The 24608-nt window shown below is 67.0% G+C and carries 22 protein-coding genes; 2 read left to right on the top strand and 20 right to left on the bottom strand.

All coding sequences use genetic code 11. From position 1 onward, the window contains the following. Position 1: 1 nt before the first annotated feature. Both AZSP09_RS00835 and AZSP09_RS00830 read left to right on the top strand, forming a co-directional pair. Entirely contained in the window at positions 2–1411 is a 1410-nt protein-coding gene (locus tag AZSP09_RS00835; RefSeq protein WP_152088884.1) for an efflux transporter outer membrane subunit, read from the top strand. A gap of 178 nt (positions 1412–1589) precedes the next feature. Next, entirely contained in the window at positions 1590–2033 is a 444-nt protein-coding gene (locus AZSP09_RS00830) for a YXWGXW repeat-containing protein (protein ID WP_197739037.1), read from the top strand. Positions 2034–2372: 339 nt separating this feature from the next. Here the strand turns inward: AZSP09_RS00830 and AZSP09_RS00825 are convergent, their stop codons facing one another. The 20 genes from AZSP09_RS00825 to aroC form a co-directional block, all read right to left on the bottom strand. Further along, positions 2373–3560, bottom strand: a complete 1188-nt coding sequence (locus AZSP09_RS00825) for an O-succinylhomoserine sulfhydrylase (RefSeq protein WP_152088883.1) — start codon at positions 3558–3560, stop codon at positions 2373–2375. A 77-nt stretch (positions 3561–3637) separates the two neighbouring features. Further along, complete coding sequence (gene purF, locus AZSP09_RS00820) at positions 3638–5176, bottom strand: amidophosphoribosyltransferase (RefSeq protein WP_014238198.1); 1539 nt, start codon at positions 5174–5176, stop codon at positions 3638–3640. Between the two features lie 45 nt (positions 5177–5221). Then, positions 5222–5716 carry a CvpA family protein gene (locus tag AZSP09_RS00815; RefSeq protein WP_152088882.1) on the bottom strand — a complete coding sequence of 165 codons (495 nt, stop codon included), beginning with the start codon at positions 5714–5716 and terminating at the stop codon, positions 5222–5224. Positions 5717–5728: 12 nt separating this feature from the next. After that, on the bottom strand, positions 5729–6466 hold the full coding sequence (locus AZSP09_RS00810; protein WP_152088881.1) for an SPOR domain-containing protein: 738 nt from the start codon (positions 6464–6466) through the stop codon (positions 5729–5731). A gap of 13 nt (positions 6467–6479) precedes the next feature. After that, entirely contained in the window at positions 6480–7796 is a 1317-nt protein-coding gene (folC, locus tag AZSP09_RS00805; RefSeq protein WP_152088880.1) for a bifunctional tetrahydrofolate synthase/dihydrofolate synthase, read from the bottom strand. 215 nt (positions 7797–8011) lie between these two features. Further along, positions 8012–8878: an acetyl-CoA carboxylase, carboxyltransferase subunit beta gene (accD, locus tag AZSP09_RS00800; RefSeq protein WP_014238202.1), complete on the bottom strand. Its 867-nt coding sequence runs from the start codon at positions 8876–8878 to the stop codon at positions 8012–8014. A gap of 169 nt (positions 8879–9047) precedes the next feature. After that, entirely contained in the window at positions 9048–9851 is an 804-nt protein-coding gene (trpA, locus tag AZSP09_RS00795) for a tryptophan synthase subunit alpha (RefSeq protein ID WP_152088879.1), read from the bottom strand. 11 nt (positions 9852–9862) lie between these two features. Then, a complete protein-coding gene (gene trpB, locus AZSP09_RS00790; RefSeq protein WP_014238204.1) occupies positions 9863–11059 on the bottom strand; it encodes a tryptophan synthase subunit beta in 1197 nt (398 codons plus the stop codon). Positions 11060–11202: 143 nt separating this feature from the next. Next, complete coding sequence (locus AZSP09_RS00785; protein ID WP_014238205.1) at positions 11203–11850, bottom strand: phosphoribosylanthranilate isomerase; 648 nt, start codon at positions 11848–11850, stop codon at positions 11203–11205. Beyond that, positions 11847–12674: a tRNA pseudouridine(38-40) synthase TruA gene (gene truA / locus AZSP09_RS00780; RefSeq protein WP_152088878.1), complete on the bottom strand. Its 828-nt coding sequence runs from the start codon at positions 12672–12674 to the stop codon at positions 11847–11849. Before truA ends, AZSP09_RS00785 begins: the two co-directional genes overlap by 4 nt. Beyond that, positions 12671–13333, bottom strand: a complete 663-nt coding sequence (locus AZSP09_RS00775) for a CbiQ family ECF transporter T component (protein WP_172974664.1) — start codon at positions 13331–13333, stop codon at positions 12671–12673. Before AZSP09_RS00775 ends, truA begins: the two co-directional genes overlap by 4 nt. Positions 13334–13430: 97 nt before the next feature. Further along, positions 13431–16421, bottom strand: a complete 2991-nt coding sequence (locus AZSP09_RS00770; RefSeq protein WP_442858683.1) for a FimV/HubP family polar landmark protein — start codon at positions 16419–16421, stop codon at positions 13431–13433. Between the two features lie 215 nt (positions 16422–16636). After that, positions 16637–17770, bottom strand: a complete 1134-nt coding sequence (gene asd, locus AZSP09_RS00765; RefSeq protein ID WP_026687255.1) for an aspartate-semialdehyde dehydrogenase — start codon at positions 17768–17770, stop codon at positions 16637–16639. 93 nt (positions 17771–17863) lie between these two features. Then, the gene (leuB, locus tag AZSP09_RS00760; protein WP_152088875.1) at positions 17864–18928 is read right to left on the bottom strand and encodes a 3-isopropylmalate dehydrogenase; all 1065 of its coding nucleotides are present in this window, start codon (positions 18926–18928) and stop codon (positions 17864–17866) included. Positions 18929–19071: 143 nt separating this feature from the next. Beyond that, positions 19072–19710 carry a 3-isopropylmalate dehydratase small subunit gene (leuD, locus tag AZSP09_RS00755; RefSeq protein ID WP_152088874.1) on the bottom strand — a complete coding sequence of 213 codons (639 nt, stop codon included), beginning with the start codon at positions 19708–19710 and terminating at the stop codon, positions 19072–19074. Continuing rightward, positions 19710–19832, bottom strand: coding sequence for an entericidin A/B family lipoprotein (locus AZSP09_RS00750; protein ID WP_014238212.1), 123 nt, complete (start codon positions 19830–19832; stop codon positions 19710–19712). Before AZSP09_RS00750 ends, leuD begins: the two co-directional genes overlap by 1 nt. A 20-nt stretch (positions 19833–19852) precedes the next feature. Further along, positions 19853–21259, bottom strand: coding sequence for a 3-isopropylmalate dehydratase large subunit (gene leuC / locus AZSP09_RS00745; RefSeq protein WP_130458845.1), 1407 nt, complete (start codon positions 21257–21259; stop codon positions 19853–19855). Positions 21260–21351: 92 nt separating this feature from the next. Beyond that, a complete protein-coding gene (locus AZSP09_RS00740; RefSeq protein WP_152088873.1) occupies positions 21352–22224 on the bottom strand; it encodes a M48 family metallopeptidase in 873 nt (290 codons plus the stop codon). A 30-nt stretch (positions 22225–22254) separates the two neighbouring features. After that, positions 22255–23421 carry an MFS transporter gene (locus tag AZSP09_RS00735; RefSeq protein WP_152088872.1) on the bottom strand — a complete coding sequence of 389 codons (1167 nt, stop codon included), beginning with the start codon at positions 23419–23421 and terminating at the stop codon, positions 22255–22257. A 67-nt stretch (positions 23422–23488) separates the two neighbouring features. Next, the gene (gene aroC / locus AZSP09_RS00730; RefSeq protein WP_152088871.1) at positions 23489–24595 is read right to left on the bottom strand and encodes a chorismate synthase; all 1107 of its coding nucleotides are present in this window, start codon (positions 24593–24595) and stop codon (positions 23489–23491) included. Positions 24596–24608: the final 13 nt, after the last annotated feature.

The raw sequence follows: 24608 nt of genomic DNA, 5'->3' as shown, positions 1-24608 counted from the left end.
CATGCGTTTATCTCCCCTCAGCCTTTCCCTCCTCCTGGCCCTCGGCGGCTGTTCCCTGGCGCCGGCGCTGCCAAAGCCGGCCCTGCCCGTGCCCGATACCTACGGCGCCGCCCCGGCGGGCGAGGCGGTGGAAAATCCGGCAAACACCTCCGCCGCCGCCATCGGCTGGCGCCGCATGTTCGGCGACCCGCGCCTGCAGCGCCTCATCGAAGTGGCCCTGGAACACAACCGGGACCTGCGCCTGGCCGTGCTCAACGTCTCCCAGGTGCAGGCCCAGTACGACATCCAGCGCAGCTACCGGGTGCCCGGCGTCGATGCCGGGCTGGAAGGCTCGCGCCAGCGCAGCTCCAGCGACGGCGGCAACAGCACCGCCATCCAGGAGACCCGTTCCGCCAGCCTGGGCATCAGCGCCTTCGAGGTGGACCTGTTCGGCCGCGTCGGCTCCCTCTCGGAAGCCGCCTTCGCCCGCTACCTGGCCAGCGAACACGGCCTGCGGGCGGCCCGCCTCAGTCTCATCGGCGCCGTGGCCGAGGCCTATTTCGCCGAGCGCCTGGCGGAAGAACAACTGCGCCTCACCGAACTGACCCTGGCGGACTGGCGCCAGTCCCTGGACCTGGCGCGCAAGCTGAAGCTGGCCCAGCAGAGCAGCGGCCTGGACATCGCCCAGGCCGAAGGCCAGGTCGCCACCGCCGAAGCCGATCTGGAAAGCCGCCAGCGGGCCCTGGCCCAGGCCCGCAACGGCCTGGCCCTGCTGCTCGGCACGGAACCGCCGGCGGACCTGCCGCCGCCCACGCCCCTGGCCCAACAACCGGTGCTGACCCAGCTGCCGCCGGGGCTGCCGTCGGACCTGCTGGCCCACCGGCCCGACATCCAGCAGGCGGAACAGGCCCTCATCGCCGCCAACGCGGACATCGGCGCCGCCCGCGCCGCCTTCTTCCCGCGCCTGCTGCTGACCTTGTCCGTGGGCGCCATCAGCCCCTCCTTCGGCAGCCTCTTTTCCGGCGCCCACCAGACCTGGGCCTTCACTCCCCAGATCAGCCAGCCCATCTTCCAGGGCGGGCGCCTGCGGGCCGAACTGCGGCTGGCCGAACTGCGCCGCTCGGCCGCCGTGGTCGAGTACGAGAAGGCCATCCAGACCGCCTTCCGCGAAGTGCGCGACGGCCTCGCCGGCAGCGCCACCTTCGGCCGCCAGATCCAGGCCCAGGAGCGGGCCGTGGCCAGCGCCGAGCGGCGCCGGGAGCTGTCCACCCTGCGCTACCGGGCCGGCCTGGACAGCCGCCTGGAACTGCTCGACGCCCAGCGCCAGGCCTACGCCTCCCAACTGGGCCTGCTGGAACTGCGGCGGGACGACATCCGCAACGCCATCGGCCTCTACAAGGCCCTCGGCGGCGGCCGCCTGGAACAGGGCTGAGGAGCGCCGCAGTACTCGATCTCCGGCCCGGCATGGCGGACAGGCCGTAGGGCTAAGGCGAGGCCGGCGCCTGCCGCCGGCCCAATGGCAACAAATTGTGTCCGGGCTCAACGGGGCGCCGGGGCCCGGCGTTATTTCCGCCAAGGGAGACCTCCTGTCTCCCGCTGCGGAGACTGCCATGCTTACCCCCCGTTTCATCCCTCCCCGCCTCGCCCGCCTGCTGCTGGCCCTGGCCGCCACCCTGCTGGTGACGGCGCCGGCCCGGGCCGATCAATGGTCGGTACGGGCCATGCCCGCCGGCCTGGCCATCGGTATCGAGATCGGCACCCCGCCCCCGCCGCCCCGCTACGAAGTGATGCCGCCGCCCCGGGGCGGCTATCTGTGGGCCCCGGGCTACTGGGCCTGGGACGGCTACAACTACGTCTGGCTGGAAGGCCGCTGGCTGCGCCAGCGCCCGGGCTACATTTACGTGCCGGGCCGCTGGGAGCAGCGCCACCAACACTGGTATTTCAACGAGGGCAACTGGCAGCCCCGCCACCACCATCATCCGGGACCCGGCTACGGCCCGGGGCCGGGGAACTGGCACGGCGGGCCGCCGCCCCGGGGCCATCACCACCACTAGGTCGGTCCCCGCCATTACCAAAGAAAAAGGATTTACATGCTTAACTTGCCCCGGGCATTTGCCGGTAGTCCGCGCCTGTTTCGGTGGTAAAAGCCACCATGGCTGAGAGGCAACAAGGACGGCCTTCTCCGGCATGGCACGGCTAACATTCCCGTCCCCATTGCCTCCTGGGGCAATGCCGTTTTCGGCCGCCGGCAGCGCGAACCCATTCCCTTTGGGGAGGGCGCTTTGCTCTCTCCGGGATGGCAGATCAAATGTGTGGTTGCCAAAGAAAAAGCCCCCGGCAAGCGGGGGCTTTCTCATCTGCGACGCGCGGCCGGCAAGGCCGTCCCGACGGCCTCAGAGCTGGGCCAGGCCCCGCTCCAGATCGGCCTGCAGGTCCTGCACCGCTTCCAGGCCGACGGCGATGCGCAGCAGGCCGTCGCCGATGCCGGCGGTGGTCCGGGCCTCGGCGCTGATGCGGCCGTGGGTGGTGGTGGCCGGGTGGGTGATGGTGGTCTTCACGTCGCCCAGGTTGGCGGTGATGGAGAGCAGACGGCAGTTGTCCACCACCTTCCAGGCCTCCGGCTTGCCGCCCTTGACCTCGAAGGAGACGATGGCGCCGCCGCTCTTCTGCTGGCGCATGGCCAGGGCGTGCTGGGGATGGGAGGCCAGGCCGGGGTAGAAGACCCGGGCCACCTTGGGGTGGGCTTCGAGCCAGGTGGCCAGCTCCAGGGCATTGGCGGACTGGGCGGCCATGCGGATCTTCAGGGTTTCCAGGCCCTTGGCCAGGACCCAGGCGTTGAAGGCGGAGAGGGTCGGCCCGGCGGTGCGCAGGAACTTGAAGACCTCTTCGGTGAGTTTCTTCGAGCCCACCACGGCGCCTCCCAGGACCCGGCCCTGACCGTCCAGGTACTTGGTGGCCGAATGCACCACCAGGTCGGCGCCCAGTTCCAGGGGCCGTTGCAGGGCGGGGGTGCAGAAGCAGTTGTCCACCGCCACCAGGATGCCCTTGGCGTGGGCGATCTCGGCCAGGGCGGCGATGTCGGCCACTTCCGTCAGGGGGTTGGAGGGCGTCTCCAGGAAGAACAGCTTGGTTTCGGGACGGATGGCGGCGGCCCACTCTTCCGGCCGGGTCTGGCTGGCGTAGGTGGTGCTGATGCCGAAGCGGGCCAGGATGTTGTTGAAGAGCTGGATGGTGGCGCCGAAGAGGCCGGCGGAGGCCACCACATGGTCGCCGGCCTTCAGATGGGCCATGACCAGGGACATGATGGCGGACATGCCGCTGGCGGTGCAGATGGCGCTCTCGGCCCCTTCCAGGGCGGCCAGGCGGTCCTGGAACAGGCTCAGAGTGGGGTTGGAGAAGCGGGAATAGACGTTGCCCTCCTCCTCGCCGGAGAAGCGGGCGGCGGCCTGGGCCGCGTTCTCGAAGACGAAGCTGGAGGTCAGGTACAGCGCCTCGGAATGCTCGTTGAACTGGCTGCGCTCCTGGCCGGCGCGCACCGCCTGGGTTTCCAGCTGCCAGTCGTTGTTGCTGTCGATGCTCATGGGGGTTCCTTAATGACCAAGCCCGTTCGGGAAATCCGGAACGGGCCTGGTGGTTTTTTCTCTGCTCCGGTGGGCGCTCAGTGTTCGGCGTTGTTGCCCATCAGGTTCAGGTCCAGCTGCTGGGTGGCATTGCTGTCATCCTCGTTGCTGGACTTGCCCTTGCCGCCACGGCCGTTCTCCACCTTGTCCAGGTAGGCCGGCGTGATGTCGCCGGTGACGTAGGTGCCGTCGAAACAGGAGGTGTCGAAACAGGTCAGCTCCGGATTGAGGGCGCGCACGGCGGCCTTGAGAGCGTCCAGCTCCTGGTACACCAGGGCGTCGGCGCCGATTTCCTTGGCGATCTCGTCGTCGGTGCGGCCGGTGGCGATGAGTTCGCCCCGGGTCGGCATGTCGATGCCGTACACATTGGGGTAGCGCACGGGCGGCGCGGCGGAGGCGAAGTACACCTTGAGGGCGCCGGCGGCCCGGGCCATCTCGACGATTTCCCGGCTGGTGGTGCCGCGCACGATGGAGTCGTCCACCAGCAGCACCCGCTTGCCCTTGAACTCGTGGGAGACGGTGTTGAGCTTCTGGCGCACGCTCTTCTTGCGGGTGGATTGGCCCGGCATGATGAAGGTGCGGCCGATGTAGCGGTTCTTCACGAAACCTTCCCGGTAGGGAATATTCAGGGCCTGGGCCAGCTGCATGGCGGAGGGCCGGGAGGAGTCGGGAATGGGAATGACCACGTCGATGTCGGCCGGGTTGAGCACCTGCTTCACCTTCTCGGCCAGGAACTCGCCCATGCGCAGACGGGTTTCATAGACGGAGACGCCGTCCATGAGGGAGTCGGGGCGGGCCAGATAGACGTATTCGAAGATGCAGGGGGCGTACACCGGCTTGTCGGCGCACTGGCGGCTGGAGAGGTTGCGCTGCAGGTCGATGAAGACGGCCTCGCCCGGGGCGATGTCGCGCATCACCTCGAAGCCCAGGGTATCCAGGGTCACGGACTCGGAGGAGATCAGGTATTCGTAGCCCTCTTCCACCGGATTGCGGCCCATCACCAGGGGACGGATGCCGAAGGGATCGCGGAAGGCCAGCAGGCCGTAGCCGGCGATCATGGCCACCACGGCGTAGGCGCCGCGGACCCGGCGGTGCACGCCGGCGACGGCGCGGAAGATGATGTCCGGATCGAGGCGGGCGCCCTTGGCGGCAGCCTGCAGTTCATGGGCCAGGACGTTGAGCAGCACCTCGGAATCCGAGTTGGTGTTCACGTGGCGCAGGTCCTGCACGAACATTTCCTCCTTCAGCACTTCGGCATTGGTCAGGTTGCCGTTGTGGGCCAGGGTCAGGCCGAAGGGGGAATTGACGTAGAAGGGTTGGGCCTCGGCGAAGTTCCAGGCGGAACCTGCCGTGGGATAACGGCAATGGCCGATACCCCAGTTGCCCGGGAGGGCCCGCATGTTGCGGGTACGGAACACGTCCCGCACCAGCCCCGGCCCCTTGTGCATGTGGAAGGTATTGCCTTCCGCCGTGGCGATGCCCGCGGCGTCCTGGCCCCGGTGCTGGAGCACCATGAGGCCATCGTAAAGGAGCTGGTTAACCGGCGTGGTCGCGACGACCCCGAGAATACCGCACATAGAACACCACCTGTCTGTTACAAAACTTGGGCCGGAAGCCGGAGGCTACCGGTACTTGATCCTTTTCGCCACCTCGTCGGGCAGCCAGGGCCTGGCCAGCAGCACCGCCGTCTCGAAGGGCGGCGCCAACTGGGCCTGGGCCCACCAGCTCGCCTTGGGCAGGGAAGTCATGCCCCCGGCGGCAAACAGCAACAACACGATCAGGGCGCCCCGGGCCACGCCGAAGACCACGCCCAGAAGCCGGTCCGCCAGGCCCAGGCCGAGGGCCCGGATCAGGCCCCGCACCGCCAGCCGCAGCAGGGCCAGCAGCAGCAGGACGCCGACGAAGACCAGGATGTAGCCGGCCACCAGGCGCCACACCGGATCGGCGATGAGGCCGGAGAGGAACACCTGGGCGGCTTCCGGACCGAAGGCCCGGGCAGCGAGGAAGCCGAGGATCCAGGCCACCAGGGCGATGATCTCGCCCACCACGCCGCGCCAGGCGCCCAGCAGCAGGGAGGCCAGGAAGATGCCGATGATGGCAAAGTCCAGTGCGGTCATTGCCGGTCGTGCTTATTTCGCGGAGACGATGCCGTTGACACCGATTTTCTTCATTTTATCCAGGGCCTTTTCCGCCGCTTCCTTATTCGGGAAGGGACCGGCCCGCACCCGGGTCTTGGCGCCCTGGGGGGAATCCAGGTTCTCGGTGTAGGACTTGACGCCGATTTCGTTGAGCTTGGTCTGCAGCACCTTGACGTTGCCAGGGTTGGCAAAGGCGCCGATGAGGATGACGTGCTGGCCGGCCGCGGCCGCCGGCTTGGCGGCTTCGGGCTTGCCGGCACCGAGCAGGGCGGCGGCGCGCTTGGCTTCGGCCTCGGCCTTGGCCTTCTCGGCAGCGGCGGCCTTGTCGGCGGCAGCCTTCTCCGCCGCCTGCTTTTCCGCAGTCCTGTCCACGGGCTTGACGGCAGGCTTTTCTACCGGGGCGGGCGTGACGACGGGGGGCTTTTCTGCCGGCTTGGCAGGGGCCTCGGCGGCTGGGGCTACGGCGACCACGGGGGGCGGCGCCAGTTCGGTCCTGGCCGGGGCGGCGGGCTTGGCCGGCGCCGGCGGCGTCAGGGCCTGGGGATTGAAGGCGGTCTGGTCCTGGCCGGGGATGCGGATCTGCACGTCGGGGGTGGGCGGCGGCGGCGCCTGGTCCATGACCATGGGCAGCACGATGGCGGCGAACGTGACGAAGGCCACGGCCCCCACCAGGCGGCGCCGGGCACGTTTTTTCAGTTGCAGTTGTGCGTCACTGTCCGTCACTTGCATGCCCGAAGCACCTTTAGCTGGGGGTTTGACCCGGTTGGCGATGTCGCTGGCCCACATGGGGCAGCACACCGGCCACCGTATGGAAGGATCCAAAAACCAGGATTCTATCATTCTCGGCAGCCTGCTTCAGGGCTGCCTGCCATGCGGCGTAGGGGGAATCGTGGCAGTGCACCTCGCCGCCGAGGCCGGCCACGGCCTCCGCCAGCTGCACCGCAGAGGCGCCCCGGGGCACCGCCAGGTCCGCCAGCAGCCAGGTATCCACCTTGCCCTTGAGGGCGGCCAGGGTGGTGGCGATGTCCTTGTCGCCGAGCATGCCCACCACCGCGTGGGTGCGGTTGTAGAAGCCCATATTGCCCAGGTTGTCGGCCAGCACCTGGGCCGACTGGGGATTGTGGGCCACGTCCAGGACCACCGCAGGCTGGCCGGGCAGGACCTGGAAGCGGCCGGGCAGCTCGGTCTCGATGAGGCCGGCGCGGATGGCGCCCATGGAGACGGGCAGGCGGTCCTTGAGGTAGTCCAGGGCGGTCAAGGCGGCGCTGGCGTTGGCCAGCTGGGCCGTGCCGCGCAGGCCGGGGAAGGCCAGGGCGCGGCGCTGCAGGGCCTCGCCCTGGCGCAGCCAGTAGCGCCATTGCAGGCGGTCCTCGGCGCTTTTCTCGAAACCGAAGTCGCGGCCGATGAGTTTCAGCTCGGCACCGATGGCGGCAGCGTGGTCCAGCAGGGACTGGGGCGGCTTGGCGTCGGCGCAGATGGCGGGCTTGCCGGGGCGGAAGATGCCCGCCTTTTCCCGGCCGATGTCTTCCCGGGTGGGGCCCAGCCAGTCGGTGTGGTCCAGGGCGATGCCGGTGACCACGGCCACGTCCGGCTCGTAGATGTTCACCGCATCGAGGCGGCCGCCCAGGCCCACTTCCAGGACAATGGCCTCGACCCCGGCGGCGGCGAAGACTTCCCAGGCGGCCAGGGTGCCGAATTCGAAATAGGTCAGGGCCTCATCGCCCCGGGCCGCTTCCACCCGGGCGAAGGCGGCGCACAGGGCCTCGTCCGCCACCGGCTGGCCGTTGAGGCGCACCCGCTCGTTGTAGCGCAGCAGATGGGGGGAACTGTAGGAGCCCACCTTGCAGCCGGCCCGGTCCAGGATGTTCTCCAGATAGGCACAGACCGAGCCCTTGCCGTTGGTGCCGCCGACGGTGACGACCGGGCAGAACTCGGTCTGCCCCAGGGCCGCCTTGACCCGGGCCACCCGCTCCAGGCCCAGCTCGATGCCGGCCTGGCCCTTGGGATGGAGGGATTCGAGATGGGTGAGCCAGTCGGACAGGGTGGTGGGGGATGACATAGAAAGGCTAGCTACAGAGGGCACAGAGATCACAGAGGAAAGTCGAAAGCACCTACCCTGGAAGGCAGGAGGGACGCGGACCTCGGCCATGGCAGGCTGAAGAATGGCGTCCCTGTTGCCTCCCGGGGCACAGGCCCACACAGTTTCCGCTCCGTCCTTACGCACGGCGCGGAAGCTCTCTGTGTTCTCTGTGCCCTCTGTGGCAAAAAAGATTTTCAGGCAGCCGCCGGCAGCTTCTGCAGCAGGGCCAGCAGCTGGGCGATCTTGTCGCGCATTTCGCGGCGGTCCACGATCAGGTCGATGGCGCCCTTTTCCAGCAGGAACTCGGAGCGCTGGAAGCCTTCCGGCAGCTTCTCGCGCACCGTCTGCTCGATCACCCGGGGACCGGCGAAGCCGATCAGGGCATTGGGCTCGGCGATAACCACGTCGCCAAGGAAGGCGAAGGAGGCGGAGACACCGCCCATGGTGGGATCGGTGAGCACGGAAATGAAGGGCAGGCCGGCTTCCGACAGCTTGGTCAGGGAAGCGGTGGTCTTGGCCATCTGCATCAGGGAGAACAGGCCTTCCTGCATGCGGGCGCCGCCGGAGGCGGTGATGCAGATGAAGGGCACGTTCTGCTCCAGGGCCACCTGGACGCCGCGGATGAAGCGCTCACCCAGCACGGAGCCCATGGAGCCGCCCATGAAGTTGAATTCGAAGCAGGCCACGACCACGGGCAGGGTCTTGATGGCGCCCTGCATCACCACCAGGGAATCGGTCTCGCCGGTGTCTTCGGTGGCGTCGTTGAGGCGCTCCGGATAGCGGCGGCTGTCCTTGAACTTGAGGCTGTCCACCGGCAGCACTTCGGCGCCGATCTCGAAACGGCCTTCCGGGTCCAGCAGCAGGTCCAGGCGTTCCCGGGAATTGAGGCGGTTGTGGTGGCCGCACTTGGGGCAGACGTGCAGGTTGCCTTCCAGGTCGGTGGCGTAAAGCACCGCCTCGCAGGACGGGCACTTGCGCCACAGGCCTTCCGGCAGGTTGGACTTGCGCGGCGCGCCTTCACGCTTGATCTTCGGGGGCAGCAGTTTCTGCAACCAGCTCATGGCGTTCTCCGGTACTTTTTTTAAATTCGGGTTGGCCGCAGAGGGCACAGAAATCACAGAGTTAAAACAATTCCTGGACAACGCGACAGGGCCTGATCAAAAGCCCTCGCGGCATGACTGTCCTGTCGGTTTTACTCTCTGTGTCCTCTGTGCCCTCTGTGGCTAAAAATCACTTGTTGGCGGCATCCACACCGCGGCGGATGTCGGCCACCAGGCCCTTGACGCGGGCCACGGCGTCATCCGGGTACTTTTCCATTTCCTCGATGATGCGGCTGCCCACCACCACGGCGTCGGCCATGCCGGCGATGCGCTTGGCGGTCTCCGCATCGCGGATGCCGAAGCCCACGCCCACGGGCAGGCCGGTGGCTTCGCGGATCTTGGGAATGCGTTCGGCCACTTCGTCGAAGTTAAGGGCGCCGCTGCCGGTCACTCCCTTGAGGGAAACGTAATAGACGTAACCCCGGGCCAGCTGGCCCACCTGATTGATGCGGGCGTCGGTGGAGGTGGGGGCGAGGAGGAAGATGGTGTCCAGGTCCCGGGCGTTCATGGCGGCGCAGAAGGCGGCGCTTTCCTCCGGGGTGTAGTCCACCACCAGCACGCCGTCCACACCGGCCTCGGCGGCGGCGGCAACAAAGGTCTCCATGCCCATGGACTCGATGGGGTTGGCGTAGCCCATGAGGACGATGGGAGTCTCGCGGTCCTTCTCGCGGAATTCGCTGACCATGGCCAGCACCTGGCGCAGGCTGACGCCCTTGGCCAGGGCCCGCTCGGAGGCGCGCTGGATGGTGGGGCCATCGGCCATGGGATCGGAGAAGGGCACGCCCAGCTCGATCACGTCGGCGCCGGCTTCCACCAGGGTATGCAGCAGGGTGACGGTGAGGGCCGGATGGGGATCGCCGGCGGTGATGAAGGGAATCAGGGCCTTCTTGCCCTGGGCCTTGAGCGCGTCGAAAGTCTGTTGGATGCGGGACATGGGGCGGGCTCTCAGAATTGGATGCCGGACTTTTCGGCGACGGTGTGCATGTCCTTGTCGCCGCGGCCGGAAAGATTGACCAGCAGGATCTTGTCCTTGGCCAGGGAGGGGGCCAGCTTGGCGGCATAGGCCAGAGCGTGGGAGGACTCCAGGGCGGGAATGATGCCCTCGAAGCGGCACAGGTCATGGAAGGCCTGCAGGGCTTCGCTGTCGGAAATGCCGACGTACTCGGCCCGGCCGGAGTCCTTCAGCCAGGCGTGCTCGGGGCCGACGCCCGGGTAATCGAGGCCGGCGGAGATGGAGTGGGTCTCGGTGATCTGGCCGTTCTCGTCCTGCAGCAGGTAGGTGCGGTTGCCGTGCAGCACGCCGGGGCGGCCCTTCTGCAGGCTGGCGGAATGGCGGTTGGTATCCATGCCCTCCCCCGCGGCCTCGACGCCGATCAGCTTGACGCTCTCATGGGGAATGTAGGGATGGAAGATGCCCATGGCGTTGGAACCGCCACCGACGGCGGCGATCACCGCGTCGGGCTGGCGCCCGGCCATCTCCGGCATCTGCACCAGGGCTTCCTTGCCGATGACGGTCTGGAAGTCCCGCACCATCATGGGATAGGGATGGGGACCGGCCACGGTGCCGATGATGTAGAAGGTGTTCTCGATGTTGGTGACCCAGTCGCGCATGGCTTCATTGAGCGCGTCCTTGAGGGTCTTGGAGCCGGACTCCACGGGCACCACGGTGGCGCCCAGGAGCTTCATGCGATAGACGTTGGCAGCCTGGCGCTTGACGTCCTCGGAGCCCATGTACACCACACACTCGAAGCCGTAGCGGGCGGCCACGGTGGCGGTGGCGACGCCGTGCTGGCCGGCGCCGGTCTCGGCGATGACCCGGGGCTTGCCCATGCGCTTGGCCAGCAGGGCCTGGCCGATACAGTTGTTCACCTTGTGGGCGCCGGTGTGGTTCAGGTCTTCCCGCTTCAGGTAGATCTGGGCGCCACCCAGCAGCTCGGACCAGCGCTTGGCGTGGTAGATGGGGCTGGGACGGCCCACGTAGTGCTTCAGCTCGTAGTCGAACTCGGCCTGGAAGGCAGGATCGGTGCAGGCGTGGGCATAGGCCGCCTTCAGTTCTTCGAGGGCGGCGATGAGGGTTTCGGAGACGAAGATGCCGCCGTAGGGGCCGAAGTGGCCGGAGGCGTCGGGCAGGTTGTAGGACATGGTAGGACTCCAGAAGACGAACGTTGAGAAGGACAGGGACTGCTTAGTCAGCCGCCGTCTCTCAGGTGTGGTCCGCCAGGTGGTGGCGCCAGTGAGTGCGAGTATGTCCGCCCGGTTTCTTGCGCATAAATCAGTTCGTCAAATCAATCGTTGTCGGCACTGCGAACGGCGGCGATGAAGGCCCGGATCTTGGCAGCATCCTTGATGCCTTTGGCCGCTTCGACGCCGGAGGACACATCCACCGCCGCCGGGCGCACCCGCCGTACCGCCTCCGCCACATTGTCCCCGTCCAGGCCGCCGGAAAGCACGATGCTCTGGGCCAGGCCGGCCGGGATGAGGGACCAGTCGAAGGTCTTGCCGCCGCCGCCGTAACCATCGACGAAGGCATCCAGCAGGATGGCCCGGGCCGAAGGGTAAGCAGCCGCGTATTGTACCAAATCCAGATCGGGCCTTACGCGGGCCGCCTTGAGGTAGGGCCGCAGGTAGCGCCGGCACTGGCTTTCCGTCTCGTCGCCGTGGAATTGCAGGACCTCCAGGGGCACTTTGGCCAGCACCGCCTCCACCTGGGCCGGTTCCGGGTTCACGAACAGCCCCACCGCCGCGACGAAGGGCGGCAGCCGCCGGGCCAGCTCCGCCGCCCGTTCGGGCGTGACGTAGCGCGGGCTGGGCGGGTAGAAGACGAAGCCGATGGCGTCGGCGCCGGCAGCCACGGCGGCATCCACGTCCGCCTCCCGGGTCAGGCCGCAGATCTTGATGCGGGTCTTGGTACGGGCATGGGTGGCGCTCGTCATGGTTCCAGGCTCCAGATTTGGGGCAGCACCGTGGTCTCCGGCAGGCCCCAGTGGGGTTCGTAGCTGACGCCGGCCAGGTAAAGACCGGAGGGACTGAAGGTGGGGGCCGCCAGGCGCCGGTCCCGGGCCGCCAGCAGTTCGCCGATCCAGGCCGGCTCGTGCTTGCCCTTGCCCACATAGACCAGGCTGCCCACCAGGTTGCGGATCATGTGGTGCAGGAAGGCGGTGGCCTCGAAGTCGAACACCACCAGCTCGCCCTGGCGGCTGACCCGGGCCTGCCGCAGTTCCTTCACCGGCGTCTTGGCCTGGCATTCGGCGGCGCGGAAGGTGGAGAAATCGTGTTCTCCCAGGAGCAGGTCGGCCGCCTCCTGCATTTTCGCCACATCCAGGGGCAGATGGAACCAGCCCACCCGGCCGGCGGCCAGGCCCGGCCGCACCGGGCGGTTGAGCAGCAGGTAGCGGTAGCGCCGCCCCCGGGCGGAGAAGCGGGCATGGAAATCGGCAGGCACGGCCTGGGCCCAGCGCACGGCGACGCCGTCGGGCAGATGGGAATTGACGCCCCGCACCCAGGCCGATTCGGGCCGGGACACGGGCGCGTCGAAATGCACCACCTGGGAAGTGGCATGGACGCCCGTATCGGTGCGGCCGGCGCAGGTGGTGGCCACCGGCACCCCGGCAATGGCGCCCAGGGCGGCCTCCAGGGCATCCTGCACGGTGCGGCCGCCGGGCTGGGTCTGCCAGCCGTGGAAGGCATTGCCGTCGTACTCCAGGCCCAGGGCGATGCGGCCCGGGGTGGTGGCGGAAAGAATAGTGGATTCGCTCATGGCAACCACAGCGGAGAGGCAAGCAGGACGAGGATGCCGAGGCCCATGCCGGCGAGAAGCAGGCGGTCAGGGCCTGCCAGGGGATGCAGTTCCACCTCCAGGACGCTTTCCTGCTCCTGGGCCGGCATCTCCAGGAAACGGCGCCAGTCCTGTCCCCGGGGCCAGGCGTCGGCGGAATCCACGTGCCGCATCACCAGCAGCAGGCGGGCGATGCCCCGCTCCGGCGCCAGCCCCAGGTAGCGCAGGGGCTGCAACAGGGTCAGCAGGCCCTGGGCCAGGGCCGCCGGCCGGGTGGTGTGCAACAGCCAGGAGACGGCCAGCAGCACCGTCGCCAGGCGCAGGCACTGTTCCAGACCGAGGAACACCCCTTCCCGGGAAGGGCTCCAGGCGTGGTCGTAGAGGGGCGTGCCCGGGGTGCCCAGGGCGAAGACGAGGAAGAGGGAAAGCAGCAGCCAGCGCGTGCGCAGCAGCAGGGTGCGGCAGCGTCCGGCCACGCCGTCGGCCCGCAGCAAAGGCAGGACCAGGGCGGCCGCCAGGAGCGCCGGCAGGGCCTGGGCCGCCAGGGCCAGGAGCAGGCACAGCAGCAGGCGTACGGCCGGATGACGGGCGGAGGGCGGCGCCGGCATGGCAGCGGGCAAGGGCGGGGCGGAACGGTTCAAGAAGAGGACCAGGGGGTGCGAAGCCCGCACTGTAAAACAAATGCCGCAGCCGGGATACCCGGGCTGCGGCATGGAGGGGGCGGAACGACGACGGCGCTCAGCTGCCGACGCGCTCCATCAGGGTGCGGGCCACGTCCTGCTGTTCGGCATTGCCTTCGCCGAGCACTTCCTGCAGCAGTTCCCGTGCCCCTTCCAGATCGCCCATTTCTTCATAGGCCTTGGCCAGATCCAGCTTGGTCGCCACCTCCTGCCAGCGGGCATCGTCGCCCTCGGCATCGGCAGCCTGCTCGGCTTCCAGCTGAGCCTCCAGCTGGGCGCCCAGTTCCGGATTGACCACGGTTTCGGCGGAGTCGAAGGACGGAGCCGGTGCAGCAGTCACCTCCTCCATCGCCAGCTCGGGCATGACCACGGTTTCATCCGCCGCCGGCGTCAGGGTGGTCTCGGCCGCGGCTGCAGCCAGGTCATCCAGGCTGAGGGCTTCGTCGGCAACTTCCGGCAGCACCACGGTGTCGTCGGCAGCACTGGCGGCCGGCTCGGCAGCACTGGCGGCCGGCTCGGCAGCCGGCGCGGGCGCCGCATCCAGGTCCAGATTGATGCTGGAGAGATCGAAGGCGCGGGGCGCCTCTTCCACCGGCAGGGCCTCGTCATCCAGCTGGATGTCCAGGTCGCCGCCGGGGGCTTCCGCTGTGATGGAAACAGGCTCTTCGGCCCCGGCCCCCAGATCGAGGTCGAAGTCGATGATGTTGTCGGCAGGAGCCGCCGGGGCTGCCTCAGGGGCCGCGTCCGGCAGCTGGAAGTCCAGCACCTCGGACTCGGCAGCGGCGGCCGGGGCGGGCTCGGCCGCACCCAGGTCCAGGTCGAAGTCCATGGCGCCGGGCAGGGCGGCTTCAGGTTCAGCAGCGACGTCGGCCTGGGGCGCGGCAGGAGCCTCGAGACCCAGGTCGAAGTCCAGACTGACCAGATCGGGCACCGGCTCGGCCGCCGCTTCCTGGGGCGCTTCCACCACCGGCAGGGGCTCCGCTTCGGCAGCGGCTTCAGCCAGCTGGGACAGGGTGCCGGGCATGGTCACCGTGTCCTTCAGCTGCTCGGCGCCGACGATCATGGTGGCATCGGGATCGAAATCGGCAGCAGCAGCCGCGGGCGCCGGGTTGCCGCCGTAGAGCGGGTTGGCCGGGTCCAGCTTGGCGCCCATGGCGGCAGCCTTTTCCCACTCGGCGCCAACGCCGCCGGTCTGGGCGTAAAGCTCGCTGGCCAGGGTTTCGAACTGCTTGACGGCCTTGCGGTTGGAGTAGATTTCCAGCAGCTTGACGTGGATGGCAAAGCGCTTGGGATCCTTCTGCATGGCTTCGAGAAGGATTTCCTCGGCCTGGGCATCCCGGCCGTAGGCCATGTACACATCGGCTTCGGCCACCGGATCCACTTCGTCGGTATCGATGGTGCCGGGGCCGGCCTGGCTGAAATCGGTGGCCGGGGTGTTGGAGGTATCCACGCTCTGGCCGCCGGTGCTCTTGAACACGGAATTGGCGCCCAGGCTCGGCTGGGACAGGGAGCTGGTGGGCGGCAGGGTGGCCTCGCCGGCGGGAGCCTGGCGACGGCGACGGACCACGGCCAGGGCGCCGAGGCCGGCGATGGCGACCAGGCCGCCGCCCAGGAGGGGCAGGTTGTCCAGCAGTTCATCCACCAGACTGGGCTCTTCCACCGGCACCGGCGGCGGCACTACCACGGGCGGTTTCGGCTCCGGCTTGGGTTCGGGCTTGGCTTCCGGGACGGCAGCCTCGGCCGGCTTTTCTTCCGGCTTGGCGGCTTCGGCCGGCTTGGCCTCCTCGGCCTTGGGAGGCTCGGGCTTGACCTCGGGCTTGGGCGGTTCCACCGGCGCCGCTTCGGCTGGCTTGGTGGGGGCGGCGGCGGGGAGCGGAGCAGCCGGTTTGGCCGCAGCCTGCTTCTGCAGATCGGCCAGGTTCTGGTTCTTCAGTTCCAGCAGCTTCTGCAGTTCGCTGACGTTCTTTTCCAGGGCCGCCATGCGTTCGTTGGCGTCCTTGAGGGCCTTGTCCTTGGCAATCAGGTCCTCTTCGCTGGCCTTGCCGGCGCCTGCCTTGCCCGCGGCCGGACCTTCGGTCTTGGCGACCTTCACCTGGTCCTTGGGCGCAGCGGCCGGCGCGGCCTTGTCTTCCACCTTGGCGGTGACCCGACCGGCAACGGCCTGGGTGGCGCCGTCGTCCTTGGGCGCCTCCTGAGCCACGGCCCCGGCCAGCTTGCGGCGGTAGGCATTCCAATCGGAGGACTGGGCAAAGACGATCTTGCGCGCCTCGCTCTCGGAAACGGCAGCGACGGACTCCTTGTCCGGCACCGCCAGAATCTTGCCGGCCTTGAGGCGGTTCATGTTGCCGCCGTCAAAAGCCTCCTTGTTGGCCCGGTACAGGCCCACCAGCATCTGCTCCAGAGAGACACCCTCGTGCACGGTTTCGCCGGCAATCTTGCGCAGGGTATCGCCCTTCTTCACCTCGATGCTGCCATCGGTTACTACAGGCTGGGCCGCTGCTTTTTTCTCGGCGGCAGGCATGGCTTCTGCCACGGACTTTTCTTCCGCCGCCACCTTAGGCTTGCGGCTGGTAGTCACCTTGGCGGGCTTTTCTTCCGCCATCCGGGCAACAGGCTTTTCTTCCACAGGCGCCAGGGGACGAGTTTCGATGCGGGGAGGCTGCTTGGCCTCGACGGTGGATACCTGGGCACCGCCCTTGATGGCCATTTCCGGCGGATCAAGGAGGAAGGTGTATTCGCGCACCAAACGGCCGGAGGGCCAGCTCAGTTCCAGCAACATATCCACGAAAGGATCGTTGATGGGCTTGTCCGAACTGACGCGGATGACCGGCTGCCCCCCCTTCTGGTCCAGGGAAAATCTGATGCCGAGCAGGGTGGAAGCGTATTCAATGCCGGCTTGGGCAAAGGCATCCTGGGAAGCCAGACGGGCCGTCATGTTGGACAGTTCCGCCTTGGTAGCGGACACCTCCACTTCAGCACGCAGGGGTTGCCCCAAGCCGGAATAAACGGTGATCTTTCCCAACCCTGCCGCATCCGCCGCGAAAGGCATACACGCAAGCGCGGTTGCCAGGAGCGAGGCACGAATTTTCATATTGGTATCTTTAGTTTTGGCCACGGCGCCACCCTGAGCGTCGATTTTGGAAGAAATAAAATAACATCAGCAAGTTAGCCATGCAAGCTAATCTTTATTCTAATGTAGTTATCCCTTTTGTATAACAAAACCGGGGCTCTCGGCCCCGGTTCTGGTATTGGCTCCCGGCCGGATCAGGCTTCGAGCAGGATGCGCAGCATACGGCGCAGGGGTTCGGCAGCACCCCACAGCAGCTGGTCGCCGCAGGTGAAGGCGGCCAGGTACTCGGGACCCATGGCCATCTTGTGCAGACGGCCGACGGGCACGGTCAGGGTGCCGGTGACGGCGGCGGGGGTCAGCTCACGCTCGGAAATCTCGCGCTCGTTGGGCACCACCTTGGCCCACTGGTTGGCCTTGGCCAGCATGTCGCTGATCTCGTCCAGGGGCACATCCTTCTTCAGCTTGATGGTGAGGGCCTGGGAGTGGCAGCGCATGGCACCGATACGCACGCACAGGCCATCGATGGGAATGGAGCCCTGGCTACGGAAAGCGGGCTTGCCCAGGATCTTGTTGCATTCGGCGCCGCCCTTCCACTCTTCCTTGGACTGGCCGTTTTCCACGGGCACGTCGATCCAGGGGATCAGGCTGCCGGCCAGCGGGGTGTTGCGGAAGTTCTTCTTGGGGAAGGCATCGGAACGGATGGTTTCGGCCACCTTGCGGTCGATTTCCAGGATGGCGGAAGATGGGTCGGCCAGCAGGTCGGCGACGGAAGCGTGGATGGTCCCCATCTGGGCGATCAGCTCGCGCATGTTCTGGGCGCCGGCGCCGGACGCGGCCTGGTAGGTCATGGAGGTGGCCCACTCGATCAGGTCGTTCTGGAACAGCCCGCCCAGGCCCATCAGCATCAGGGAAACGGTACAGTTGCCGCCGATCCAGTTCTTGCCACCCTTGGCCAGGGAGTCCTGGATGACGTTCTTGTTCACCGGGTCGAGGATGATCACGGCGTCGTCGGCCATGCGCAGGGCGGAGGCGGCGTCGATCCAGTGGCCGTTCCAGCCGGCAGCGCGCAGCTTGGGGAAGACTTCCTTGGTGTAGTCGCCACCCTGGCAGGTGATGATGATGTCGCAGGTCTTCAGGGCATCCACGGACATGGCGTCCTGCAGGGGAGCCGCAGCTTCCTTGCCGCCGAACACCGGGGCCTTGCCGCCGGCGTTGGAAGTGGAGAAATACACCGGTTCAATATGGGCGAAATCGCCCTCTTCCACCATGCGCTGCATGAGGACGGAACCGACCATACCGCGCCAACCAACCAGACCAACTCGCTTCATCACTGCTTCCTTGGGTAAGAACTTAATGAATATGTAACGGTATCACAGGCGGCGAGGTTTACCACCCCGCCGCCGTCAAGGTTTTGCCTGGGATTACAGGGCGGCCAGGACGGCGTCGCCCATCTGCCTGGTGCCCACCTTGGTGGTGCCCGGCTCGTAGATGTCGCCGGTGCGGTAGCCCTGGGCCAGCACCTTCTTCACGGCGTTTTCCACCTTCACGGCAGCTTCTTCCATATTGAAGGTGTAACGCAGCATCATGGCGGCGGAGAGGATGGTGGCCAGGGGATTGGCCACGCCCTTGCCGGCGATGTCCGGGGCGGAACCGTGGGAGGGCTCGTAGAGGCCCTTGTTGTTGGCGTCCAGGGAGGCGGAGGGCAGCATGCCGATGGAGCCGGTGAGCATGGAGGCTTCGTCGGAGAGGATGTCGCCGAACATGTTGCCGGTGACCATCACGTCGAACTGCTTGGGATTGCGCACCAGCTGCATGGCGGCGTTATCCACCAGCATGTGGGACAGTTCCACATCCGGGTATTCGGGGGCCAGTTCATTGGCGATGTCGCGCCACAACTGGGTGGTTTCCAGCACGTTCATCTTGTCCACCGAGCACAGCTTCTTGTTGCGCTTGCGGGCGGCCTCGAAGGCCACGCGCAGGATGCGGCGGATTTCGGATTCGCTGTAGTGCATGGTGTTGAAGCCGAAGCGCTGCTTCTGGCCGTCGATCTCGCGCTCCTCGATGCCGCGGGGCTGGCCGAAGTAGATGTCGCCGGTCAGTTCGCGCACGATGAGGATGTCCAGGCCGGCCACCACTTCGGGCTTCAGGGTGGAGGCATTGGCCAGTTCCGGATAGAGGATGGCGGGGCGCAGGTTGGCAAACAGATTGAGTTGCTTGCGGATGCCCAGCAGGCCGCGCTCGGGGCGCTGTTCCCGGGGCAGGGTGTCCCACTGGGGACCACCCACGGCGCCCAGCAGCACGGCATCGGCGGCCTGGGCCAGTTTCTGGGTGGCTTCCGGATAGGGGTTGCCGGTGGCGTCCACGGCGCAGCCACCGAGCAGGGCGGTTTCCATCTCGAAGCCCAGGTTCAGGGCTTCCAGCACACGCACGGCTTCCGCCATGATTTCGGGACCGATGCCGTCACCGGGGAGAACGCAAATTTTCATTTTGAGAACCTTAAAGAACTTGGCCACAGAGGGCACAGAGAACACAGAGGTTGAAACCTCGCGGTGCCACGGACACCTGCGTTAACAGGCCAAAGCCGCTGCCTTTCTCTGTGTCCTCTGTGTCCTCTGTGGCAAAAATTAGATCAGGAAAACAGCCAGGGCTGTTCGGCCCGGCGGAGCTCCTCGAAGGCCTTGATCTTGTCGGCATGGCGCAGGGTCAGGCCGATGTCGTCCCAGCCGTTGAGCAGACATTCGCGACGGAAGGCATCCACTTCGAAGGGAATGGCGTGACCGTCGGGGCGCACCACCTTCTGCTGCTCCAGATCCACCACCAGCTTGAAGCCCGGGGTGTATTCGGTGAGGCCGAACAGGGCATCGATCTCGGCCTTGGGCAGGACGATGGGCAGGATGCCGTTCTTGAAGCAGTTGTTGAAGAAGATGTCGGCGAAGGATTCGGCGATGACCACGCGGAAGCCGTAGTCCAGCAGGGCCCAGGGGGCGTGCTCGCGGGAGGAGCCGCAGCCGAAGTTGCTGCGGGTCAGCAGCACGGAGGCGCCCTGGTAGCGTTGCTGGTTGAGCACGAAGTTCGGATTCAGGGGCCGCTTGGAATTGTCCATGCCTGGCTCGCCATGATCCATGTAGCGCCACTCGTCGAAAGCGTTGGGACCGAAGCCGGAACGCTTGATGGACTTGAGGAACTGCTTGGGGATGATGGCATCGGTATCGACGTTGTTACGGTCGAGGGGGGCCACCAGGCCGTCGAGTTTGGTGAATGCCTGCATTATTTGGTCGCCTTCTGGATGGCCTCGCCACCCTTTTCGATGTCCTGGCCGATACCGCGCACGGTGTTGCAGCCGGCGGACAGGAAAGCCAGGGCTGCGAGAATCAGGGTCAGTTTCTTCATGGCTCTAATCTCCTCGGTCTTCAGAGAATGTCACGCACGTCGGCGAAATGACCGGCGATGCCGGCGGCCGCGGCCATGGCCGGACTCACCAGGTGGGTACGCCCGCCGGGGCCCTGACGGCCTTCGAAATTGCGATTGGAGGTGGAGGCGCAACGCTCGCCCGGCTCCAGCCGGTCGGCATTCATGGCCAGGCACATGGAGCAGCCCGGCTCGCGCCACTCGAAGCCGGCGGCAACGAAAATCTTGTCCAGGCCTTCGGCCTCGGCCTGGCGCTTGACCAGACCGGAGCCCGGCACCACCAGGGCCAGCTTGACGTTGGCAGCCTTCTGGCGGCCGCGCACCACGGCGGCGGCTTCGCGCAGGTCCTCGATGCGGGAATTGGTACAGGAACCGATGAAGACCTTGTCGATGGCGATCTTCTTGATTTCCAGATTGGGCGTCAGGCCCATGTACTGCAGAGCCCGCTCCATGCCTTCGCGCTTCACCGGATCGGCTTCCTTGGCCGGGTCCGGCACGGTGGCGCCGATGGGCACCACCATTTCGGGGGATGTACCCCAGGTCACCTGGGGCTGGATTTCCTCGGCCTTCAGATCGACGGTGCAGTCGAAGCAGGCGCCTTCGTCGGACTTCAAGGTGCGCCAGTAGGCCACCGCCTTGTCCCAGGTCTCGCCCTTGGGCGAGAAGGGGCGGTCCTTCAGGTAATTGATGGTGGTGTCGTCCACAGCCACGAAACCCATGCGGGCGCCGGCCTCGATGGCCATGTTGCACAGGGTCATGCGGCCTTCCATGGAGAGGCCGCGGATGGCGGAGCCGCCGAATTCGATGGCATAGCCGGTACCGCCGGCGGTGCCGATCTTGCCGATGATGGCCAGGGCCACGTCCTTGCCGGTGACGCCCTTGCCCAGCTTACCCTCGACGCGGATCAGCATGGACTTGGACTTCTTCTGGATCAGGCACTGGGTGGCCATCACGTGCTCCACCTCGGAGGTGCCGATGCCGTGGGCCATGCAGGCGAAGGCGCCGTGGGTGGAAGTGTGGGAATCGCCGCAAACCACGGTCATGCCGGGCAGGGTGGCGCCGTTTTCCGGGCCCACCACATGCACGATGCCCTGCCGCATGTCCTTGAAGGGCCAGTAGGCGAGTGCGCCCACTTCACGGATGTTGGCGTCCAGTGTTTCCACCTGCTGGCGGGAAATGGGGTCCTTGATGCCCTCTTCCCAGTGGTCCGTGGGGGTGTTGTGGTCGGCGGTGGCGACGATGGAGGAGACGCGCCAGGGCTTGCGGCCGGCCAGCTTCAGACCCTCGAAAGCCTGGGGGCTGGTCACTTCATGGACCAGGTGGCGGTCAATGTAAATCAGCGCAGTGCCATCGGCTTCTTCATGTACCACATGGTTCTGCCAGAGCTTGTCGTAGAGGGTTTGCGGCATTTTTGTTCCGGCCTTGGGAAAAGGGTGGAAATTTTATCGCAAAAAGGCGTTTTCAGGGCCGCCCGGGGCCTGGGGGACTGGAAACCCCTGTCTCATTTCCGTCGTTTTGCCGGTTTCTCGGCGCCTTCCCTGGCGGCATCCTTCGCCGGCTCGCCCGCCTTTTCCCGCTCCGCTCCGGACGCGGCCTCCGGGGCCGCTTCGCTGCGGGGCACGTAGTAGCCCATGGCCTCGGGCAGCCACTGCTGGATCTGGCGGATGCGGGTGCTGTCCGCCGGGTGGGTGGAAAGGAACTCCGGCGGTTTGCCTTCCCGCTTGCTCTCCTCGGCCATGCGCTGCCACAGGGCCAGGGCCGCATGGGGGTCGTAGCCGGCCTTGGCCATGTAGATCAGGCCCATGCGGTCCGCCTCCGATTCCTGCAGGCGCGAATAGGGCAGCAGGTAGCCCACCGCCGCCCCGGCGCCGAGCAGGCCGGCGTACATATTGGCCTTGCGCGAGTCGCTGGCGGAAACCACCACCGCAGCCGTCAGCCCGGCCACCAGCATCTGCTGGCTCATGCGTTCGCCCCCGTGGCGGGCAATGGCGTGGGCCACCTCGTGGCCGACCACCGCCGCCAGGCCCGCATCGTCCCGGGTCAGGGGCAGGATGCCCGTATAGACGGCCACCTTGCCGCCGGGCAGGCAGAAGGCATTGATGGCCTTGTCGTTCTCCACCACCTTGAATTCCCACTGGTAGTTCTTGCCCGTGGCGGCGGCAATGCGCTTGCCCACCCGCTGCAGCTGGGCATTGAGGGCCGGATCGTCGGAAATCTTTTCCTTCTTCAGGAAGTCCTCGTAGGAACGCAGCCCCATCCGCACCTCCTCCCCTTCGCCGAGCAGCAGCAGCTGGCTGCGCCCGGTCAGGGGCACCGTCTGGCAAGCGGTAAAGAGGAGGACGGCGGAGGCAAGAAGCCAGGGACGCATTTTCATGGCGCAATCAATCCGGAAGAAAGTGAATACTCAACGCACCGGGGCCGCTGGGGCTGACTCGTCCCGCACCCAGCCGGCCACCAGGACCAGGCCGCAGACGGCAAACAGGGCGCCGATGCCGAAGGTGGCGGCATTGCCCAGGCCATCCCAGGTCCAGCCGCTGACCAGGCCGCCGAGGAGGCCGCCGGCACCGAAGGAGAGACTGGAATAGAGGGCCTGCCCCCGGGCCTGGCAGCGCCCCGGAAACCAGCGGTTGATGGCGGCGATGGCCGCCGCATGGTAGGCGCCGAAGGTGAGGCCGTGCAACAACTGGGCGCCGAGCAGGACCGACAGGGAATCCACGCCCCAGCCGATGAGCAGGAAACGCAGCACGGCGGCGGCAAAGCTGGCCAGCAGCACCTGGCGCAGGGAGAAGCGGCGCAGCAGGCGGGCCATGAAGAAGAAGACGCCAATCTCGGCGATCACGCCGAGAAACCACAGGCTGCCCACCAGGGTCTTGCTGTAGCCGTGGTCGGCCAGGTAGATGGAATAGAACAGGTAAAGGGCCCCATGGGCCGCCGACATGAGGAAACAGGCCCCCAGCAGGGCCCGCACCCGGGGCTGGGCCAGGATGGTGGATACGGGCGGCGTCGCCACGTGCTGGGGCGGCGTCGGGCTCTCCGGCACCAGCAGGGCGAAGGCCAGGATGCCGCCCATGAGGACGAAGGACATCCACAACACACTGGCCGGCGGCAGGTAATCGAGCAGGGCGCCGGTGGCCAGCACGGTGACGATGTAGCCGATGGAGCCCCAGATGCGCACCCGGCTGTAGCGGGCCGGTTCGGCGTGGAGATGGTCGAAAACCACGGTTTCCATGAGGGGCAGGGCCGCCGACCAGAAGAAGGCCAGCAGGGCCATGGCGCCGAGCAGGGGCACCAGGGTCTGGGCGAAGAAGAACAGGTTGAAGACCACCACGCTGACCCCGGCCGCCAGCCGCACCAGGGGAATGCGCACGTGCAGGTGGTCCGCCAGCCAGCCCCAGACGGCAGGGGAGCACAGGCGCATGAGGGCCATCTGGCTCAGGATCAGGCCGATTTCCCAGGAGGAAAGGCCCAGGGACTGGAGATAGAGCCCGAAATAGGGCTGGAAGACGCCGACGAAGGCGAAATGGAAGAAGTAGTAGCCGGAGAGGCGCCAGTACGGCAGGGATGGGTGCATCCGGCGATTTTACCGGATGCACGGCCCCGGGCTCATGCCTTCGCCGCGGGGCCTGACGGGGGACCGATCAGCCGCGGCCGGGAGCGGCCGGCAGGCGGGGCGTGGCGCAGACCACATCGCCGCACTGGGCGCGGTGGCGCAGGGCATGGTCCATCAGCACCAGGGCCAGCATGGCCTCGGCGATGGGCGTGGCGCGGATGCCGACGCAGGGGTCGTGGCGGCCTTCGGTGGCCACTTCCACCGCATTGCCCTGCACATCCACCGAACGGCGCGGCTGGGCGATGGAAGAGGTGGGCTTGATGGCCATGTTCACCACGATGTCCTGGCCCGTGGAAATGCCGCCGAGGACGCCGCCGGCGTGGTTGGAGAGGAAACCCGCCGGAGTCATCTCGTCGCCGTGCTCGCTGCCCTTCTGGGCGATGCTGGCAAAACCGGCGCCGATCTCCACACCCTTGACGGCGTTGATGCCCATCATGGCGTAGGCGATTTCCGCATCCAGGCGGTCATAGACCGGCTCGCCCCAGCCCGGCGGCACGCCGGTGGCGGTGACGGTGATCATGGCGCCGACCGAATCCAGGGACTTGCGCAGGGCGTCCATGTAGGCTTCCAGCTCCGGCACGATGGCGGCGTTGGGGGCGAAGAAGGCATTGCCGTCGATGGCGGCGGCGTCCACGAAGGGAATCTCGATGGGGCCCAGCTGGCTCATCCAGCCCCGGATGCTGATGCCGTAGCGCTGCTGCAGCCACTTGCGGGCAATGGCGCCGGCGGCCACGCGCACCGCGGTTTCCCGGGCGGAGGAACGACCGCCGCCGCGGTAGTCGCGGAAGCCGTACTTCTGGGTGTAGCCGTAATCGGCATGGCCGGGACGGAAGGTGCTGGCGATGTTGCCGTAGTCCTTGCTGCGCTGGTCCTGGTTGCGGATCAGGAGGCCGATGGGCGTGCCGGTGGTCTTGCCCTCGAAGACGCCGGAGAGGATTTCCACCGTATCCGGCTCCCGCCGCTGGGTGACGTGGCGGGAGGTGCCGGGCTTGCGCCGGTCCAGTTCGGCCTGGATGTCGGCCTCAGTCAGCTCCAGCCCGGGAGGGCAGCCATCGACGACGCAGCCGATGGCCGGGCCGTGGGATTCGCCGAAGGAAGTGACCGTGAACAGGGTACCGAAAGTATTGCCGGACATGGGCGCAGAAACC

The sequence above is a fragment of the Azospira sp. I09 genome (genome assembly GCF_009177135.1).
Lineage (GTDB): Bacteria > Pseudomonadota > Gammaproteobacteria > Burkholderiales > Rhodocyclaceae > Azospira > Azospira oryzae.
Note: the sequence above shows the minus strand (reverse complement) of the source record. Positions and strands in the feature narration are given on the sequence as shown.